Raw genomic sequence first — 17,470 nt, 5'->3', positions numbered from 1 at the left:
GGGGCCTCCCCCGCCACGCCGGCTCATCGTGTCCGGTCGGCGAAGAGCTGGATCACCTCCGCGGCCGACAGGGCGCGGTTGTAGATGTTGATGTTGTCGATGGCGCCCTTGAAGAAGCTCGCGAGGTCCTTGGTGCCGATGCGGATCGGCGCCGTGCCGTTGCGCGGGCGAACATGGTACGGGCTGCGGATGAACGGATCCTGGTCTCTGCGCACGCCGTTCTTGTACCAGGTGATGGTGTCGGCGGCCGCGTCCACGACGGCGACGTAGTGATGCCATGTCCCGGGTATCACCCTGTCCTGGACGTAGCTGCCCGCCCCCAGGCCGCCGGCGGGGTTGAACAGATAGAAGCTGGTCCGGTTCTCCCGGCCTTCGGTGTTGTCGGAGCCGTACATCCGAAACGTCCATTCCTGCTGGCCCGCCGTCCCTTTGCCGAGCCAGTGCACGTACCCCGTCCCCTCCTCGTGGGGAAACCGCAGCGTGCCGGGTCGCATCCACACCGAGATCGACAGCCTGCCGGTCGTGGTCACGCTGAAGTCGTCGTGGTCCGGGATCTCGATCCAGGCATCGTTGCCGTTGAAGGAAAAGGCGCTGCTGCCGTTGCCGAGGCGGTTCGAGGTCGGGGTCACGTTGTGCAGGATGCCGTGATGGCCATGGCCGGACGAGTCGTTCGCATTGCCGTTGAGATCGTAGCTGGCGACGAGGCCGTTGCGGGGCACCCCGGCGCGACCCGACGCCGCTCCGGCGAGAAGCAGCAGGACGGCCAGGGCGGAGACGGTGGCGAGGCTGGATCGCAGGCATGTCATCCGGCATCTCCCGGCGAGAGGTGGCATCCGGCGTTGGACCGACCGGCCGGACGAGGCATGATGCCATCGAGGACGGCTCGCCGTCCGTGGGCTTTCGCACGGCCGGCCGGGGCGCGCCGCGCGCAACGGGGTTCCGCTCGCCCATCCGTGCGGGGCGCCGCGCCCGATAGATTTCGTCGATGGCGGCTCGCTGCGCTCGCCCATCCGTGTGCGGGGCGCCGGCGATGCTCCGCCCCCTCGCAACGTCGCGCAGGAGATCGACATGCCTCATGACATCGACCGTCGGCCGAATACATCCGTCGAGAGCCTCGCGTTGCTGCTCGGCCGTCTCGCCCTGGCGGCCATTTTTCTGCAGAGCGGATTCGGCAAGCTCATGAACCTCGGCGGGTTCACGCAGATGCTGGCGAGCCAGGGCGTGCCGGCGCCGAGCCTGCTGGGGCCGGTGGGCGCTTGCATCGAGTTCTTCGGCGCTCTCGCCGTGGCACTCGGCTTCAAGGCCCGCTGGGCGGCGCTTCTCATGATCGCCTTCACGATCGCCGCGACCTTGACCGCGCACCGGTTCTGGGCGGTCCCGGACGCCGAGCGGGCCCTGCAGCAGATTCAGTTCTTCAAGAACCTCGCCATCCTGGGCGGCTTTCTCCTCCTGTTCGCCCGAGGTGCAGGGCCGATCAGCGTCGATGATGCGGTCTGGCCCGGAAGAGCCGGCGCGAGCCGGCCGGCATCGTAGCTTCGTCCCGGTGGTCCGCCCGCCCCGCTACGGCAGCCTCGACGGCCCGGCCTGCGGCGGCTGGCGCGGCTTGCCTTTCGCCTTGAGGCCGCCGCGGCGGGAACGGGCGATGCGCGACGGTTGGATGCCGATGATCTCGCGCTCGATGCCGTCCGGGTCGTAGTCCTCGCCGTACCAGTCCGGCGCCGCCTCGTGCCCGGGATGGCTCGGGTCGGTGACGGCGGCGAGGAACGCCGCGTAGCCGTCCGGCCCGCCGGTTGCGGCACTCGTCTCGAGTGCACCCGCGTTATAGGTTAATTTTCCTGTTCGGCCTGTCTCCGGGCCTCGACGGGAAACGCACGTGCGATGCAAGCGAAATTGCACGAACGAATTCGAGAAATCTTTTGGAAACAAAGACTAACATATTTGGTGTTGGCGTTGCCGCACTACCTCGCCTGCGGGTCCTACAGCCTTCCCGCCTCGATGATCCGCTTCAGGAACGCCCGCGTGCGCTCGCTCGCCGGCTCCTTGAAGATCCGCTCGGGCGGGCCCTCCTCGTGAACCACGCCACCCTCGAGGAAGCAGATCTTGCTCGCGACCTCGCGGGCGAAGCCCATTTCGTGGGTGGCGAGCAGCATGGTCATGCCGTCGGTGGCGAGGTCGCGGACGATGTTCAGGACCTCGGCCACGAGTTCCGGATCCAGCGCCGAGGTGATCTCGTCGAGCAGCAGCACCATGGGCTCCATGGCGAGGGCGCGGACGATCGCCACCCGCTGCTGCTGCCCGCCCGAGAGCCGGTCGGGATATTCCCGTGCCTTGTGGTCGAGGCCGATCCGGCCGAGGAGCGTCATCGCCCGCTCTTCCGCCTCGGCCTTCGGCACGCCCCGGACCCGGATCGGGGCGAGTGTCACGTTCTCGAGCACCGTCATGTGCGGAAACAGGTTGAAGCTCTGGAAGACGATGCCGACGTCGCGCCGGAGCGCGTTCACGTCGACACCCGGCCCGCTCACCCGGTCGCCGTGCAGCCGGATCTCGCCGCCCTGGATCGGCTCGAGGCCGTTGATGCAGCGCAAGAGCGTCGACTTCCCGCAGCCCGAGGGGCCGATCAGGCACACGACCTGGTGCGGCTCGACCTCGAGGCTGAGCCCCTTCAGCACCTCGAACGGGCCGTAGCGTTTGACGACGTCCCGGACCTCCACGAGCGCCATGGGCGAACCTCAGCCGCTGCCCGCCCGCGTACGCCGCTGGTCGCGCTCGATCAGCCGGTCGACGAAGCGGGCCTGGGGGATGGTGATGAGCACGAACAGGAAAGCCACCGTCGTCACGGAAGAGAGATTGAAGTGGTTGCTGGCGACGATCTTGGCTTGGTTGAAGGCGTCGATGGCCCCGATGACGTTGACCAGCGCCGTGTCCTTCTGAAGCGAGATGAAGTCGTTGAGCAGGGGCGGGATGATCCGGCGCACGGCTTGGGGCACCACGACGAAGCGGAGCGTCTGGGCGAAGGAGAGGCCAAGAGAGCGCGCGGCCGCGACCTGGCTCGGGTGCACGCTCTCGATCCCGGCCCGGTAGACTTCGGCGACATAGGCGCCGTAGGTGAGCGTCAGGGCCAGGATCGCGTACCACTCGGGCGGCCAGTTGCCCAGAAGCGGCAGGCTCGTGAGCGGCAGGCCGAAGCCCACGAGGTAGATGCAGATGATCGCCGGCAGCCCGCGGAAGACGTCGGTGTAGGCCGTGGCCATGAGGCGGATCGGCTGACCGGCGGGACCCGGGATCAGACGGGCGATGGCGACGACGAGGCCCCAGATCAGGACCAGGATCTCGGCGATCACGAAGATGTAGACGTTGGTCCAGAATGCGTCGAAGACGAGCCAGAACGATTCCCGCATCAGGGGCAGGAACACGAAGGTCTTGGCGACAGCGGCGTCGTTCGCGATCACGAACACGGCGACGCCAAGGACCACGAGGACGGCGGCGGCGTAGCCCACGGCGACACCGGCCGCCGAGCGCGAGGCGGCGGTCTCGACGCGGGCGGCGACGAGATCCGCCGGCAGCGCCGCCCGCGCCCGGCGCGCGGCCCGGACCGAGGCCGTGGCCGGAAGCAGGAGCAGGAGCGTGAGCGCGCCGAAGCCGTAGAGGAGCGCATCGGCCAGGACGGATTCGATCGCGGCGGCGGCCATGGCCCGGCGCACCGCCGCGATCGCCCAGAACGTCGCGGCGATCACGGCGAGCACCGTGGCGAGAGCGCCCAGCGAGAGCCCCACCGGCGGCACCGGGACCGAGGGCGGCCGCGCGCTCGCGTCGTAGCAGGGCTCGTGCGCGACGAGTCCTTTGCGCGGGGCAGCCGGCGCGGCCGCCCGTTCCGCCTCGACGCTCACGGCTGGAAGTAGGGGATGGCGGTAGGATCGGCGCCCCAGGCGGCGGCGAGATACTTGGCCGAGAGCTTCTTGAGCGTGCCGTCGTCGATCATGGACTGGATGACCTTGTCGATCGTGTCCTTGCTCTTCGAGCCCTTGGGGTAGATGCCGCCATAGGTCTCGCCGGTCGAGTACTGGCCCACGACCTCGAAGCGGCCGTTCGAGGCCGCGGCCTGGCCGAGCACGATCGCCGTGTCGGTCATGGCAACGTCGATCTGGTTGGCCTGGAGCGCCGTGAACATCGAGGGCGTGTCGGGGAACACCTTGGCCGGGATCTTGGGTTTCAGCTTCTCGTCGACGAACGTGGCGCCCGTGGTCGCCTGCTGCACGCCGATGCGCATGTTCTTGATCGACTGCGAATCGACCTTGGTGCCCTTCTTCACGAGCACGCCGATGTCCGAGGAGAAGTAGGGGACCGAGAAGTCGACGACCTTCTTGCGCTCGTCGGTGATCGAGGCTTGCGAGAGCGCGATGTCGTAATTTCGGGTCTGGCCGGCCACGAGCGCGTCCCAGGCGACGTTGACCACCTCCACCTTGTCGAGCCCGAGCCGGTGGGCGATGTTGGCCGCCATGCAGTACTCGAAGCCGTCCTTGATGGTTTCGGGCGTGTCGCCGTTCCACCAGCCCGGTGCCGGCAGGTTGACCTCGACCGTGAGCCGGCCCGGCCGGGCGGGGGTGATCGAGTACTGGCCCTTTTGCCCGTAGAGCTCGCAGTTGCCGATCTTGTCGGCGGCAGTCGCCGGTGCCGGCGACGAGGCCGCGACGACGAGCCCCGTCGCGGCAAGAAGCACCCCGAGCGCGATACGCCTGCTGTTCATCGCTGCCTTCCCTCTCCACCGCTTCGTCGTTCGGGCCTCGAGGGCCTCCCATGGCGGTCTCGTGGACGCCATCCTGGCACCGCCTTCGCCCGACGACCAGACCCGTCGCGCAGGCTCGTGCAGGAACGTGGCCGGGAAGGCAGCCGGTGCGGATCAGGCCGTGGCGAGAGCCTCCGCGACGGCGGCCGGCGGAGCAGCCTCGACGGGCTCGAGCCACACGGCCGTGTCGTGGATGGCGGCACCGCCGTTGGGCGGGGCCGGATCGGCGCCGAGCAGGAGGTTGATGCCGACCCCCTCGACCCAGTAGCGGTTGGGCCAGATGCTCTCGACGACGATGGTGCCCCGGTGCTGGCCGGGACGCGCCTTCGCATGCACGAGGACGGAGCCGCGCTCGTTGCCGAGGCGGACGAGATCGCCGTCCTCGAGGCCGAGCCGGGCCATGGTCGCGGGATGGAGAAGGGCGGTGGGCCGCTCCTCGCGCTTCAAGGAGGTCGGCATCTCGGTGAAGGTCGAGTTCAGGAACTGGCGCGAGGGGGCGGCCACGAGGCGGTAGGGCTTCTCGGGCGTGATCTCGTCGGTCGCCGGCATGTGGTCCGGAAGCTTCGGCATCAGGTGCCCGCGTGCGCCGAGGCTCGCCCAGTCCGGCGCGAAGCGGAACCTTCCGTCCGGCGTCGGGAAGCCGGCGAGGTGATGCGCCGTCGCGAAATCGGGCAAGACCTCCCAGCCGCCGGCCGCATGGATCGTCTCGGCGTCGGGCCAGCCGGAGCGGCGGCAGAGATCGTCGATCAGCTCCCATTCGCTCATCAAAAAGCCCGGATGCTCCGCACCCAGCCGCTTCGCGAGCTCGCAGATCACGACATGGTTGGGCCGGCACTCGGCGTAAGGCGCGAAGATCGCTTTATGGATCTGGATCGTCGGGTGGGCGGCGGCGCTGTAGATGTCGGCATGCTCGAGGAACATGGTGGCCGGCAGCACGATGTCGGCCATGCGTGCCGTGTCGGTCATGAACTGCTCGTGCACCGCCACGAACAGGTCGTCCCGCGCGAAGCCCCGATGCACCTTGCCGAGGTCGGGGGCGATCGCGACGGGGTTGGTGTTCTGGACGAGGAGCGCCGTCACCGGCGGGCCGCCCTGGAGCGCCTCGGCATCGCCCACGAGGATCGGGCCGATCTGCGACTGGTCCAGGAGCCGGACCGACGGATCGACCGCATCCAGGCCCTCGATCATCGTCTTGTCGAAGCGGTAGAGGTCGCCGAAGTTGTAGAGGGCACCGCCCCCTGCGTGCGCCCAGGCACCGGTCACGACCGGCAGGCACGAGGCCGCGTGCATGTTGGCAGCACCGTTGCGCGAGCGCGTGAAGCCGTAGCCGAGCCGCAGGAAAGCGCGCCTGGTCGAGCCCCAGAGCCGGGCGAAGGCCACGATCTCCGCAGGCTCGAGGCCGGTGATGGCAGCGGCCCATTCCGGGGTGCGGGAGCGCAGATGCCGCTCCAGCTCGTCCGGCACGTCGCTGAAGCGCGCCAGATAGTCCCGGTCGGCCAGGCCCTCCGCGAACAGGACGTGCATGACCCCGCAAGCCAGTGCCCCGTCGGTGCCGGGCCGGAGCGGAAGATGCAGGTCGGCCTGCTCGGCGGTGGCGGAGCGGTAGGGATCGACCACGACGAGCTTCGCCCCGCGCTCCTTGCGGGCACGGGCGATGTGGCTCATCAGGTTGACGTGGGTGTGGACCGGGTTGCAGCCCCAGACCACGATCACTTCCGAATGCTCGCCGATCTCGGTCGCGGGCACGCCCCAGCGTAGCCCATGCCCGGCCTTGAAGCCCGTGTCTGAGAGCATGACGCAGATCGTGCTCTTGAAGCGCGAGTACTTCTTGACGTGGGTCAGGCGCTGGATGCCGTCGCGCTGCACGAGGCCCATGGTGCCGGCATACCAGTAGGGCCAGACCGTCTCCGGGCCGAAGCGCTGCTCGGCGCGGGTCAGGCCCTCCGCGATCGCATCCAGCGCGTCCTCCCAGGAGATCCGCTCGAACGCGCCCGAGCCCTTGGGTCCTTTGCGCCGCAAAGGATAGGCGAGCCGCTCGGGATGGTGGAAGCGCTCATGGTAGCGGGCGACCTTGGCGCAGACGACACCGGCCGTGTAGGCGTTGCGCAGCGAGCCTCTGACCTTGCCGAGCCTGCCGTCGGCGCGCTTCTCGACCTCGAGCGCGCAGACCGAGGGGCAGTCGTGAGGGCAGACGGACGGGTGCCAGGAGGACATGAAGGACGCCTTCGTGGGAACGCAAGCAGGGGAGCGACGATACGGCCCTTCGAGAAGGGCTCTCACGATCGGCTACGCAAGATTGCCCGTGAACGCAAGCCGGTCTCGGGCGTTGGAAAGGAGCAGGCCTCCCTGCGGGATCGACCGTGCGCCTCGCAGTCGCCTTTTTCTGCTCGCGATCGGCGCTTGCGGAGCCTGTCACGGCCCGGCGCGCTCGAGCCGAACCCGTGCTTGCCTCGGCCGGCGGCCTGGCGGTAGGCCGATCCATCGTCCGGGTTCGGGGAAGGCGGTACGACCAGGAGAGATCGGCCATGCGACGGAACAGCGATGGACACGAGACCGGACGTGACGGGCCGACGCATGGCCGGAGCCGTCTGCCATGGACGCTCTGCCTCGTCGCCACGGTGGCTCTCGCCGGTCCGGCATCCATCCGCGCGCAAGGGGAAGGATCGACCAGCGCAATCGTCGAGGATGCACTCAAGAATGTCGAGAAGGATCAGGCACGCGACGCCGAGCGGGTGCGGCGCATGGTCGAGGAGGCGGTGAAGGGGGCGGAGCAGGCGCCGTCGGGCCAGGACGCGGTCAACCCGACAGCCCCCGAGGAGCTGCGCTCGCTCGGAAGCGATCGGCCCGACGCCCTGCCCGTGGGCCTGCAGCCGCAGGACCTCCTGAACAAGCCCGTACGCGACGGCACCGGTGCCCGGATCGGCACGGTGCAGGATCTCGTCGTCGACGAGCCGAGCGGCGCGGCGCGGGCGATCGTGGCGTTCCAGCCACTGTTCGGCCTGCCCGGCAAGACCTCGGTGCTCGAGCTCGAGGCGCTGGTCCCGGTCAGGGGCCAGAGCGACGGCTTCGTCGTCGAGCTGACGCCCGTGGAGTACGAAAGGATGCCGGACTATCGGCGCGACCAAGCGGTCTGGCGTCGCGCCGGCACCTGACCGCCTTCCCGGGTGCGGCTACTCGATCACGCCGCAGGCGATGCGGGCACCGCCGCCGCCCAAGGGCTTGGGCTGATCGCTGTAATTGTCGCCGCCGGCGTGGATCATCAGCGCCTTGCCCTTGAGGGCGGCGACGTCCTTGATCCGCGGCGCGAGGGCGTCCCCCTTGGCGGAGCCATCCGCCTGGACGGACAGCACCGGCAGGTCGCCCATATGACCCCGTCCCTCGGGGCCCATGTGCGCCTTCCTGCCTTCCGGGTCCCAGTGGCCGCCGGCTGCCATGCCGGCTGCCATCCTGCCCTCGGTGTTCGGCGCCGGACCGCAGTCGCCCTTCTCGTGGATGTGGAAGCCGTGCTCGCCGCTCGGCAGGCCCCTCAGATCGGTCACGAATCTCGCCCCGGCGTCGGTCTGGACGATGGCGACGCTGCCGATGGCGTCGCCCACGCCCCGATCGGTGATCTGGTGCACGACGGCCTTCAGCTCCTCCGCCTGCGCGGTGGCGATCAGGGCGCCGCCGGTCAGGATCGTGGCGATCAGCTTGCGCATCCTTGCTACCTCCCTGTCGTGATCGTCCGGGCCATCTCGGGCCGGGTCTCGAAGCTAGTAGGGATAGGCCCTTCAGGCGAGAGGCACGGACTGGAGCGACGCGACGGGCAGCCATGCTCCACGCCGCCGGCACCCGCAGCACCCCACCATGGCACCGAGCGCGAGAGCATCTCGGGGGCGAGCCGGCCATCTCGACCGGTCGATGCGGTGCACGAGCCCGGTCGAAGTGGCGCGATTCGACCATCATCCGGACAAGGGCCGCCCTTTTCACGTCACGGACCAGCTTGACGCTTGCCTTGAACCTTCGCCTTCCTTTATCGTTCGAACGGTTAAACTCAAGGTTATATCCTTCTCGGCGTGGTGGGTACGACGCGAGAGGTCGGATGGCGAAGATCGCGGTCATCGACGACCGTGTCACCAACCGCAACATCCTGACGCGGCTCGCCGCGTCGGTGGAGGAAGGGCTTTCCGTCCATGCGTTCCCGAGCGCGCTGACGGCGCTCGAGGCGTTCGACGGCGGCCTCGCCCCCGACCTGATCGTCACCGACTTCAACATGCCGGAGATGGACGGCGCGAGCTTCGTGCGCGCACTCCGCAGCCGGCAGGTGCTCGTCGACGTGCCGATCATCGTCGTCACGGTCTACGAGGACCGCGAGTTCCGCTATCGGGCCCTCGAGGCCGGCGCCACCGACTTTCTCCTGAGCCCGGTCGACCATCTCGAGTTCCGGGCGCGCGCCCGCAACCTTCTGACCCTGCACCGGCAGCAGCTCCTTCTCGCCGAGAAGGCGGCCGACCTCGAGCGCACCCTCGAGACGCAGACGAACGGGCCGGCCGAGGACCGGCTGCAGCAGATCCTCGACGCCATGCCCGCCGCCGTGTCGATCGTCGATGCGCATGGCCGGATCAAGCTCGTGAACCGCGGCTACGAACGGCTCCTCGGGATCGACCGTGCGGCAATGCTGGGCCGACCGCTCGCGGAGAGCCTCGGCGAGGACTACGCGCTGCAGAGCGGCGTGCTCGACGACAAGGTGCTCGAGACCGGGCAGCCCCTCGCCTGCCCGACCCACGAGACGCTGGTGACTCCCTCCGGGGCCACGCGCTGGCTGCTCACGAGCAAGGCCCCGCTCGGCAACGGCACCGGCTGGGTACCCGACGTGCTGACGGTGGCGCTGGACGTCACCGAGCTGCGGCGGGCCGAAGCCAGCACTGCGCTTCTGCAGCAGGAGGATGCCCTCACCGGTCTGCCCACGGCCGAGCATTTCCGGGCCCGCTTCGAGCACGAGCTCGCGCGCATAAGGCGGCAGCACGAGATGCTGGCTCTGATCCATCTCGACCTCGACCGCTTCAAGGGCATCAACGACGCGTTCGGCAAGGAGTTCGGCTCGGAGCTCCTGCGCGAGGTCGCCTGCCGGCTCAAGGCGCGGCTCGGGCCCGGCGAGCTTCTGGCCAGGGTCGAGGGCGACGAGTTTCTGATCCTGCAGACCGGGATCAAGCGGCCGGACGATGCGGGCGAGCTGGCGCGGCGGCTCGGCGAGGCCTTCGCGCTGCCCTTCGTCATCCGCTCGCACGAGGTGCATCTGAGTGCCAGCCTCGGCATCACCGTCGCCCCGGCCGACGGGCGGACGGTCGAGGCGCTCCTCAAGAACGCGGAGCTCGCGATGTACCGGGCGAAGAAGGCCGGGCGCGACGCCTATCGCTTCTTCGCCGCCGAGATGAACCTCGCGGCGCGCCGGGCCGTGACGCTCGAGCGCGAGCTGCGCCAGGCGCTGGCCGGCGAGCAGTTCGTGGTCCACTACCAGCCGCAGCTCGACCTGCGCACCGGGGCCATCATCGGCGCGGAGGCGCTCGTGCGCTGGAGCCATCCCTATCGCGGTCTGGTCGGCCCCGGCGAGTTCATCGGCCTCGCCGAAGACATCGGGCTGATAGCACCCTTGACCGCCTGGGTCCTGCGCAGCGCTTGCCGGCAGCAGCGGCAATGGCAGGACAGAGGACTCGGCGGCCTGCAGATGTCGGTCAATCTCTCGCCGGTCCAGTTCCGGGAGCGCGGCATCGAGCAGCTCGTCGAGCGGGTGCTGGCCGAATGCGCCCTGCCCGCGAGCTCGCTCGACCTCGAGCTCACCGAGAACGCCGTGATCGAGAACAGCCAGACGGCGATCTCGAGCCTGCGCCATCTGAACCAGCTCGGTGTCAGCCTCTCGATCGACGATTTCGGCACCGGCTACTCCTCGCTCTCCTACATCAAGCGCCTGCCGGTGCGACGGCTGAAGATCGACCGCTCGTTCGTCCAGAACCTCGAGCACAGCCCGAACGACGAGGTGATCGTCCGCGCCATCATCAATCTCGGCCACAGCCTGGGCCTGCGCGTGATCGCCGAGGGGGTGGAGACCAAGGGCCAGCTCTCGCTCCTGCACCGGTTCGACTGCGACGAGGTCCAGGGCCATCTGGTGAGCCCGCCCCTGAGCCCCCAGGAGCTCGAGCGGAAGGTGCTGCTGCGGGCCGCGGCGCGCCCGGCCGAAAGCCTCCTCGTCCCGGGTCCGGCGGACGGCTGAGCCGGACGGGGGGCATGGACGGCCTCAAGATCCGCTGGCAGCGGACCCGGGAGAGGCTGCGCGCGGCCGGGAACAGCGAGCACGAGCAGGCGCTGATCCGAATCGGCGTCATCGTCGGCATGTACGGCTTCGTGCTGCTGATGCCGCACGATCCCCTGGAACACCAGCGCGTTCTCCGGGGCAGCACGCTCGTCTTCGCCCTCGGGCTCACGAGCTCGCTCGCCGTGCTGGCTCACACCCTGATCCGCCCGGCCCCGCTGCCGTGGCGGCGCTTCGTGGCGATCCTGATCGACACCTTCGGCGTGAACGGGGCGCTGTTCGTCGGCGGCAGCGCCGCCTCGGCGTTCTATCCGCTCCTGCTCTGGGTGATTCTCGGTCACGGCTTCCGCTACGGCCGGATCTACCTGATCGCCGCCGCCGGCACGTCGCTCGTCCTGTTCGGTGGGGTGATCGCGCTCAGCGCCGAATGGCGCGCGAACCCGGTTCTGGCGGGCGCCCTCATCGCCTCCCTGGTCGTCCTGCCGGCCTATTTCGCGGTCCTTCTCAGGAAGCTCACGGACGCGATCGGCCGGGCGGAGGAGGCGAGCCGTGCCAAGAGCCATTTCCTCGCGACGATGAGCCACGAGCTGCGCACCCCGCTCAACGCGATCATCGGCATGGGCGAGCTTCTGGCCGGCACCCGGCTCGATCTCGAGCAGCGCGACATGACGGCGACGATCCGCACCGCGGCCGTGAGCCTTTTGGGGCTCGTCGACGAGGTCCTCGACCTCGCCCGGCTCGAGGCCCGACGCTACACCGTCGAGGCCGAGCCGTTCGACCTCCATGACGGCCTCGCCCGGGTCCGGCTCATGCTGCGGCACGTGGCGACGAGGAAAGGGCTTCATCTCCGCCTGCGGCTCGCTCCCCTGACACCCTACCGTCTCGAGGGCAGTGCCCGCGCCCTCCATCACGTCCTCATCAACCTCGTCGGCAACGCGATCAAGTTCACCGAAAAAGGCGGCGTGCGGCTCGCGGTCGAGCCCGTGGCCTGGAGCGAGCGGGAGGTGCGGCTGCGTTTTTCCGTCACGGACACCGGGCCCGGCCTGTCGCCGGAGGCGCAGAACCGCGTGTTCGAGCGCTTCGCGCGCGGGGCCGACGCCATGCGCAAAGGTATCGTCGGCACCGGCCTCGGCCTCAGCATCGCCCGCGAGCTGGTCGAGCTCATGGGCGGCACCATCGGCGTGGAAAGCGCGCCGGGACGAGGCTCCACCTTCTGGTTCGAGCTGCCGCTCGGCCTCGCTGCCGCCCCGGCCGGCGCACCGGACGAACGGCTCGAGGGCTGCGTCGTCGTGATCGGCGGCCGCGATGCGGCGACGGCGCTGGCCGAGCGGACGGCCCGCTTCGGCTGCCGCACGCGCTGCGTCGCGACGACCGAGGCGGCGGTCGAGCTCCTCGCGCACGAGGCCGATCCCGTCGTGGTCCTGGTCGGGGAGCGTGCGCCGGCCGTCGATCTCGACGGGCTCGCGGCAGCGCTTTCCGGCATCTCCTCGCTCGAGCCGGTCGAGCTGATCACGGTGGGCCTGCGACGGGAAACGGCGGCAAGCGTCGTCGATCTCGCGGCGGATGCGCCCGATGCGGCGCTCTTCGCCGCCTTGCGGGCGGCGCTACGGCGGCCGCTGCTCACCGGTGACCTGCCCGGCGCCGCCGCGGCGGGGGAGCCCCGGCGCAGCCTCGCGATCCTGGTCGCCGAAGACAATCGGACCAACCAGAAGGTCGTGGGCCGGATGCTCGAGCGTGCCGGCCATCGTGTCACCGTCGTCGGCTCCGGCGAGGAGGTGCTGGAAGCGCTGGCGCATCCGGGCTTCGATCTCGTGCTGCTCGACATCAACATGCCCGGGATGACCGGGATCGAGGCGGTGAAGCTCCTGCGCTTCACGCATGACCCGCGGGAGCTGCCCCCGATCGTGGCGCTGAGCGCCGATGCCACCCCAAAGACGCAGGAAGCCTGCCGCGCCGTCGGCTTCTCGGCCTATCTCACGAAGCCGATCGACACGGGCCTCCTCCTGCGCACGCTGGACGAGCTGACCGGGAGCGGGGCGGGCGACCGCTCGGCGAGCGGATCGACGCCGCCATCGGAGGCCTCCGGGCCTGCGGATATCCCCGAAACGGCATCCGAGCCCGCGAGCGGCGCGGCCCCGGCGCTCGACCCGGCCAAGATCGCGAGCCTCGTCCAGCTCGACCGCGGCGACGGGTTCTTCGCGGGCCTCGTCGACGATTTCCTGGCCGAGGCCGCCGGCATCCTGGCCGAGCTCGAGCAGGCGGCAGAGAGGGGCGACGCCAGGACGTTCCGCGATCAGGCCCATGCGCTGCGCAGCAGTGCCGCCCATGTCGGCGCCATGGCCGTGTTCGCGCTCTGCCTCGGTTGGCGCGAGCTGGACGATCATGCGCTGATGATGCGGGCGGGCGCCGAGCTCGCCGCACTGCGGCACGAGTTCGTGCGCGCCCGCGAGGCCCTGCTCGCCGCCAAGCGCCGGCACGAGAGCGCCCGATCCCGCCCGCATCGGCGCTGAGGACGCCCGCACGCTCGGGCTCCGCTCCGGCTCAACGCCCGGCCCGCCGCCGCTCCTGATGCCGGGCGAGACAGTCCATCCGCCGCAGGCTCGCCTCGCCGAGGCAGAGCGCCTGCTCGACCCAGAGATCGACGATGTCGATCAGCTCGGACCGGCCGAGCGGGTCCGAGCGGCGCCGCACGCGCTTCAAGGTGAGATCGACCCCGAACCGGTGGGCGCGTTCGGCCAGATGGCGCCGCAGGACGGCCTCGCCCTCGCCCGGATCACAGACGATATCGACGAGGCCGAGTTCGAGGAGCTCGTCGGCGCTGCGGGTCTTGCCATCCTCGATCAGGGTGCGCGCCGTACGCTCGCCCACACGACGGCGCAGAAGGCTGTAGGCACCCATGCCGGGAAACAGGTCGAACAGGATCTCGGGCAGGCCGAACCTCGCGCTCCGCTCGGCGACGACGAGATCGTTGGTCAGCATCGCCTCGAAGCCACCGCCGATCGCATCGCCCTGGACGAGGGCGACCGTCATGATCGGCAGGTCGAGGGCCTGGTAGTTGTCGTGGAGGACGTCGATCGAGCGATAGGCGTAAGCCCTGAGTCCCGCCTCGTCGGCGGCGCGGATCAGCCGCGTGAAGGTGGCGAGATCGCCGCCCAGACTCCAGGCACTCGTGGCCCGCGACGCCCAGACGAGGTGCCGGAACGGCATCTCCTCGCGGCGACGGCCACCGAACGTGGCGCGCAGCCATTCCTGGAAGTGCCGCCCGTCGGCCATCAGCCCCGGCGTGAAGCAGGCCCGCTCCGGATGCCGCATCCAGGCCCACAAGATTCCCGTCTCGGGCTCGAGGCGGGTGAGAATGTTGTCGTACTCGAGCTCGAGCGCATCGGGGCGGACCCTGGGCGGCCGCACCGGAACGGCCGGGCGGACCGGAAGGGAATCGGGCGCATTGTCGTTGTCGACCCGCCCGATCAGGGTGCGCAACTCGCTACGTGCCACGGCCATCCGAGATCTCCCGTCGCGTCGAACGCAGACGACGCTTCCGCTCGTGGCGGCGCCGCGTCGATCGCCTCGAAGGTGAACATAACAACGTTAAATCATCCATATGAAGTAATTGCAAGCATGTTTTCAGAAAATCAATTCAGGATACTTTGCACGAAAAGTATAACGATGTTTTCGGACAATTTTATCGAAATCGAATCCAGGAGGAGATCGGAAGGTGCTCCGCCTCCGCCTGTCGGCATCAAGGATACTGGCAGGGAAAGGTTAACGATCGCTCAACGCCGAGCCCGTGACGTCCGACGGAACGAAGCAGCGCCGTGCGCCCGGCGCTCACGAGCCGGGCGGACGGCGCGAGAGGCCGGCGAGCCGGAATGCGGGCTCGAGCGCCCGCCGGCGCCCGAGCGTGACGAGCAAGGTCGCCTCGGGCCAGGAGCGGCCCGGTGCCGGCGCTATCCGCGCCCGATCAGCCAGAAGCTCGAGACCAGGGTCACGGCGAGCAGGAGGACCCAGACCGGCGCCTGCCAGAGGTCGCGCCGTCCGGGAGCGCGGACGAAGGCGCTCCGGCAGGCGAACAGGAGAACGGCCAGCGCCAGAAGGAGAAGATCGATCACGAGCGGCTCGCCACCGAGCAGGCCGCCGGCGAAGCCCGCGAGCGCCAGGCCCAGGCTCCAGCGCCAGGCAGCCGTGAGCTGCTGGACGAGACCACGCGCGAGCAGCAGGAACGCGAGCCCGCTCGTGACCTCGAGCGCCTCGCCGAGCTCCGCGAAGCTCCGCGGCAGGTGCAGGAGAAGGGCGCTCGACGCGCCGGCGGAGCTCGGGATCATCGCCGCCACGACGAGCACGATGCCGATCGTGAACGTGAGTGCGGCCACGGCGTTCGGCGTGCCCGGCCCGAGATCGAGCCGCACGCGGTCGCCAAGGCCGAGGAGCACGAAGCGCCAGCGATGCATCTCGCTCAGCGCCAGCACCGAGACCCCGCAGCAGAGCGGCAGGATGTAGTAGACGCCGCGAAAGGCGAGGAGCGCTCCGATCAGAGGCAGGATCTGCTGATCGTCCGGCTGGAGGAGCAGGATGACCGCGGATTCGAACACCCCCAAGGCACCCGGCACGTGGCTCACGAGGCCCACGACGATCGAGGCCATGAAGACGGTGAGGACCTCGAGATAGCCGAGATGGAGCTCGGGCGGCAGCAGGACGTAGAGAGCGCCAGCCACGGCGAGGAGATCGGCGACGCCGAAGAAGATCTGGGTCAGCGTGGCGCCAGCGCCGGGCAGCGTGAAGGTACGGCCGCGCCAGCGAAAGGGACGGTGGAAGAAGCCGCCCCAGATCACGTAGCCGGTGACGAGGGCGAGCGCCGTTCCGGCGGCGAGCCGCCAGAGCCAGGCCGGGAGGCCGGTGGCGGCGGCGAGCCGCCACGGCTCGATCATCACGACCACCCCGGCCAGCGTCGCGACCCCCAGCGTGAAGGTGATGGTGAAGAACACCTGCACCTTGGCGACATCGGTAATCTTGAGGCCCTTGGCGGCGTAGAAATTGTAGCGCAGCGTGGCGCCGATCAGGAAGGCGAAACCGGTCGAGTGCGCGATCGACTGGGTCGCGAACGAGGCGAGCGCGAGCTGACGCAAGGGCAGGCGCTTGCCGATCATGCCGAGCGCCGAATATTCGTAGCCGACCAGCGCCAGGAAGCTGAGGGCCGTGAACAGCACGGCCGAGCCCAGCCGGGAGAGGGTGAGCTGCGAGAGCTCGGCGTGAAGGTCGCTGAGATCGTAGCGGGCCAGCGTGCTGTGCAGCACCCACACCGCGATCGTGAACATCGCCCCGCCGATGAGGTAGGGCGACAGACGGCGCAAGGTGCTACGCAGGCCGGCGAGCCGGCCGTGACGAGCTTCGGGGACGGCGTCGGTCGGGCCGTCGGCAGACTCCGGGTCGAGCATCATGAGGAAACAGGCTTGATCCGCTGGCACGTTCGACGGGTGGCACGACACGACGCCGCGGCGCCGACGGGCCTGGTACCACGGTTGCGCTCGATGTCTCGCTCCACCCGGTCCGGACCCCCCGCCTGGAACCACGACCGTGCGCGCGCACGCGCCGGTCGCGGACCATGGGCATCAGGTACTCGCTCGACCGTGGAAGCGCAACTGCGCGGAACGGTCCGACCCCCGAAGACGCAGGTCGAGAGCCGACTGTTGCCCGGGCGACAATCCCCGCCCGGCCACGGCGCGCCCGCCGCTCAGAACGAGGCGTTCGGTTCCTGCAGGAAGGCCTCCTCCTCCGCCGTGCTCGTCCGCCCGAGCACGGCGTTGCGGTGCGGAAAACGACCGAAGCGCGCAACGATGTCGCGGTGACGCACGGCGTAATCCAGCCACCCCGGATCGCCCAGCCCCTCCATGAGCGCCACGCAGCGCTGCTGCCGCTCGAGATCCTCGCTGTGCTCGAGCGGCAGATAGAGGAAGAGCCGCTCTTCCGGGGAAAGCGCCCGATCGTGGCCCCTCGCCAGCGCCTCCTCGGCGACGGGAAGCGCGTAGCGGTCGTAGGCGAAGGCACGCGGCGTGCCGCGCCAGACGTTGCGCGGGAACTGGTCGAGCAGGATGCACAAGGCGAGCGCTCCCCGCGGTTCCCGGACCCAGGCGGCCAGGCGGCCATCGGCCGCATCCTCGATCAGAGGCCCGAAGCGACGGGCGATCTCGGCATCGAACGCCGAATCGGGGGTGAACCAGCGCGGTCGGTTCTCGGGGGCGAACCAGAAGGTCAGGATCTCGTCGGGAGAGTAGCTGCTCATGGTCGTCGAGCCCGTTCGTGAGAAGGCCGCGATGCCGGACAGGCAATGATACAGATCGAACCCTGCCGCCGCCACGCGGGAGAGCACGGGCGAGCCCCTGCCGTGCCACGAGTCCGGACGGCGC

General features: G+C 69.6%; 14 protein-coding genes. 4 read left to right on the top strand and 10 right to left on the bottom strand.

Annotation, left to right across the window (positions count from 1 at the left end; genetic code table 11):
• Window positions 1-23: 23 nt before the first annotated feature.
• Entirely contained in the window at window positions 24-806 is a 783-nt protein-coding gene (locus U1T56_RS03590; protein ID WP_418158067.1) for a LamG domain-containing protein, read from the bottom strand.
• Between the two features lie 262 nt (window positions 807-1,068).
• Here U1T56_RS03590 and U1T56_RS03585 point away from each other — a divergent pair, with 262 nt between their 5' ends.
• Window positions 1,069-1,533 carry a DoxX family protein gene (locus tag U1T56_RS03585; protein WP_418158066.1) on the top strand — a complete coding sequence of 155 codons (465 nt, stop codon included), beginning with the start codon at window positions 1,069-1,071 and terminating at the stop codon, window positions 1,531-1,533.
• Window positions 1,534-1,560: 27 nt separating this feature from the next.
• On the opposite strand, the gene U1T56_RS03580 is transcribed toward U1T56_RS03585, so the two are convergent.
• The 5 genes from U1T56_RS03580 to U1T56_RS03560 form a co-directional block, all read right to left on the bottom strand.
• A complete protein-coding gene (locus U1T56_RS03580) occupies window positions 1,561-1,926 on the bottom strand; it encodes an IS1096 element passenger TnpR family protein (RefSeq protein WP_418158065.1) in 366 nt (121 codons plus the stop codon).
• Between the two features lie 50 nt (window positions 1,927-1,976).
• The gene (locus tag U1T56_RS03575) at window positions 1,977-2,720 is read right to left on the bottom strand and encodes an amino acid ABC transporter ATP-binding protein (protein WP_418158064.1); all 744 of its coding nucleotides are present in this window, start codon (window positions 2,718-2,720) and stop codon (window positions 1,977-1,979) included.
• A 9-nt stretch (window positions 2,721-2,729) separates the two neighbouring features.
• Window positions 2,730-3,887, bottom strand: coding sequence for an amino acid ABC transporter permease (locus U1T56_RS03570; protein ID WP_418158063.1), 1,158 nt, complete (start codon window positions 3,885-3,887; stop codon window positions 2,730-2,732).
• Window positions 3,884-4,744 (bottom strand): ABC transporter substrate-binding protein, encoded by an 861-nt coding sequence (locus U1T56_RS03565; protein ID WP_418158062.1) that lies wholly within the window; start codon window positions 4,742-4,744, stop codon window positions 3,884-3,886. The genes U1T56_RS03570 and U1T56_RS03565 overlap by 4 nt, the downstream gene beginning before the upstream one ends.
• Window positions 4,745-4,897: 153 nt before the next feature.
• The gene (locus U1T56_RS03560; RefSeq protein WP_418158061.1) at window positions 4,898-6,997 is read right to left on the bottom strand and encodes a molybdopterin-containing oxidoreductase family protein; all 2,100 of its coding nucleotides are present in this window, start codon (window positions 6,995-6,997) and stop codon (window positions 4,898-4,900) included.
• Between the two features lie 311 nt (window positions 6,998-7,308).
• On the opposite strand from U1T56_RS03560, the gene U1T56_RS03555 reads away from it, so the two are divergent.
• Complete coding sequence (locus tag U1T56_RS03555) at window positions 7,309-7,935, top strand: PRC-barrel domain-containing protein (RefSeq protein WP_418158060.1); 627 nt, start codon at window positions 7,309-7,311, stop codon at window positions 7,933-7,935.
• 18 nt (window positions 7,936-7,953) lie between these two features.
• Here U1T56_RS03555 and sodC read toward each other — a convergent pair whose 3' ends face one another.
• A complete protein-coding gene (gene sodC, locus U1T56_RS03550) occupies window positions 7,954-8,481 on the bottom strand; it encodes a superoxide dismutase [Cu-Zn] SodC (RefSeq protein WP_418158059.1) in 528 nt (175 codons plus the stop codon).
• Between the two features lie 383 nt (window positions 8,482-8,864).
• On the opposite strand from sodC, the gene U1T56_RS03545 reads away from it, so the two are divergent.
• Window positions 8,865-11,030 (top strand): EAL domain-containing response regulator, encoded by a 2,166-nt coding sequence (locus U1T56_RS03545; RefSeq protein WP_418158058.1) that lies wholly within the window; start codon window positions 8,865-8,867, stop codon window positions 11,028-11,030.
• A 14-nt stretch (window positions 11,031-11,044) separates the two neighbouring features.
• Complete coding sequence (locus U1T56_RS03540) at window positions 11,045-13,579, top strand: ATP-binding protein (RefSeq protein WP_418158057.1); 2,535 nt, start codon at window positions 11,045-11,047, stop codon at window positions 13,577-13,579.
• A gap of 31 nt (window positions 13,580-13,610) precedes the next feature.
• Here U1T56_RS03540 and U1T56_RS03535 read toward each other — a convergent pair whose 3' ends face one another.
• The 3 genes from U1T56_RS03535 to U1T56_RS03525 form a co-directional block, all read right to left on the bottom strand.
• Window positions 13,611-14,570, bottom strand: coding sequence for a crotonase/enoyl-CoA hydratase family protein (locus U1T56_RS03535; RefSeq protein WP_418158056.1), 960 nt, complete (start codon window positions 14,568-14,570; stop codon window positions 13,611-13,613).
• Window positions 14,571-15,016: 446 nt separating this feature from the next.
• Window positions 15,017-16,504 (bottom strand): putative bifunctional lysylphosphatidylglycerol flippase/synthetase, encoded by a 1,488-nt coding sequence (locus U1T56_RS03530; RefSeq protein ID WP_418158055.1) that lies wholly within the window; start codon window positions 16,502-16,504, stop codon window positions 15,017-15,019.
• A 293-nt stretch (window positions 16,505-16,797) separates the two neighbouring features.
• Window positions 16,798-17,346 carry a DUF924 family protein gene (locus U1T56_RS03525; protein ID WP_418158054.1) on the bottom strand — a complete coding sequence of 183 codons (549 nt, stop codon included), beginning with the start codon at window positions 17,344-17,346 and terminating at the stop codon, window positions 16,798-16,800.
• Window positions 17,347-17,470: the final 124 nt, after the last annotated feature.

Origin of the sequence: Benzoatithermus flavus (genome assembly GCF_037908215.1) — a bacterium.
In the GTDB taxonomy this organism is placed as follows: Bacteria; Pseudomonadota; Alphaproteobacteria; order Geminicoccales; family Geminicoccaceae; genus Benzoatithermus; species Benzoatithermus flavus.
Note: the sequence above shows the minus strand (reverse complement) of the source record. Positions and strands in the feature narration are given on the sequence as shown.

Excerpts from the sequence above, each read along its gene's own strand:
- U1T56_RS03525 (WP_418158054.1), bottom strand. The coding sequence starts at position 17,346 with ATGAGCAGCTACTCTCCCGACGAGATCCTGACCTTCTGGTTCGCCCCC.
- U1T56_RS03555 (WP_418158060.1), top strand. The coding sequence starts at position 7,309 with ATGCGACGGAACAGCGATGGACACGAGACCGGACGTGACGGGCCGACG.
- U1T56_RS03585 (WP_418158066.1), top strand. The coding sequence starts at position 1,069 with ATGCCTCATGACATCGACCGTCGGCCGAATACATCCGTCGAGAGCCTC.
- U1T56_RS03560 (WP_418158061.1), bottom strand. The coding sequence starts at position 6,997 with ATGTCCTCCTGGCACCCGTCCGTCTGCCCTCACGACTGCCCCTCGGTC.
- U1T56_RS03540 (WP_418158057.1), top strand. The coding sequence starts at position 11,045 with ATGGACGGCCTCAAGATCCGCTGGCAGCGGACCCGGGAGAGGCTGCGC.
- U1T56_RS03535 (WP_418158056.1), bottom strand. The coding sequence starts at position 14,570 with ATGGCCGTGGCACGTAGCGAGTTGCGCACCCTGATCGGGCGGGTCGAC.
- U1T56_RS03530 (WP_418158055.1), bottom strand. The coding sequence starts at position 16,504 with ATGATGCTCGACCCGGAGTCTGCCGACGGCCCGACCGACGCCGTCCCC.
- U1T56_RS03545 (WP_418158058.1), top strand. The coding sequence starts at position 8,865 with ATGGCGAAGATCGCGGTCATCGACGACCGTGTCACCAACCGCAACATC.
- U1T56_RS03565 (WP_418158062.1), bottom strand. The coding sequence starts at position 4,744 with ATGAACAGCAGGCGTATCGCGCTCGGGGTGCTTCTTGCCGCGACGGGG.
- sodC (WP_418158059.1), bottom strand. The coding sequence starts at position 8,481 with ATGCGCAAGCTGATCGCCACGATCCTGACCGGCGGCGCCCTGATCGCC.
- U1T56_RS03575 (WP_418158064.1), bottom strand. The coding sequence starts at position 2,720 with ATGGCGCTCGTGGAGGTCCGGGACGTCGTCAAACGCTACGGCCCGTTC.
- U1T56_RS03590 (WP_418158067.1), bottom strand. The coding sequence starts at position 806 with ATGACATGCCTGCGATCCAGCCTCGCCACCGTCTCCGCCCTGGCCGTC.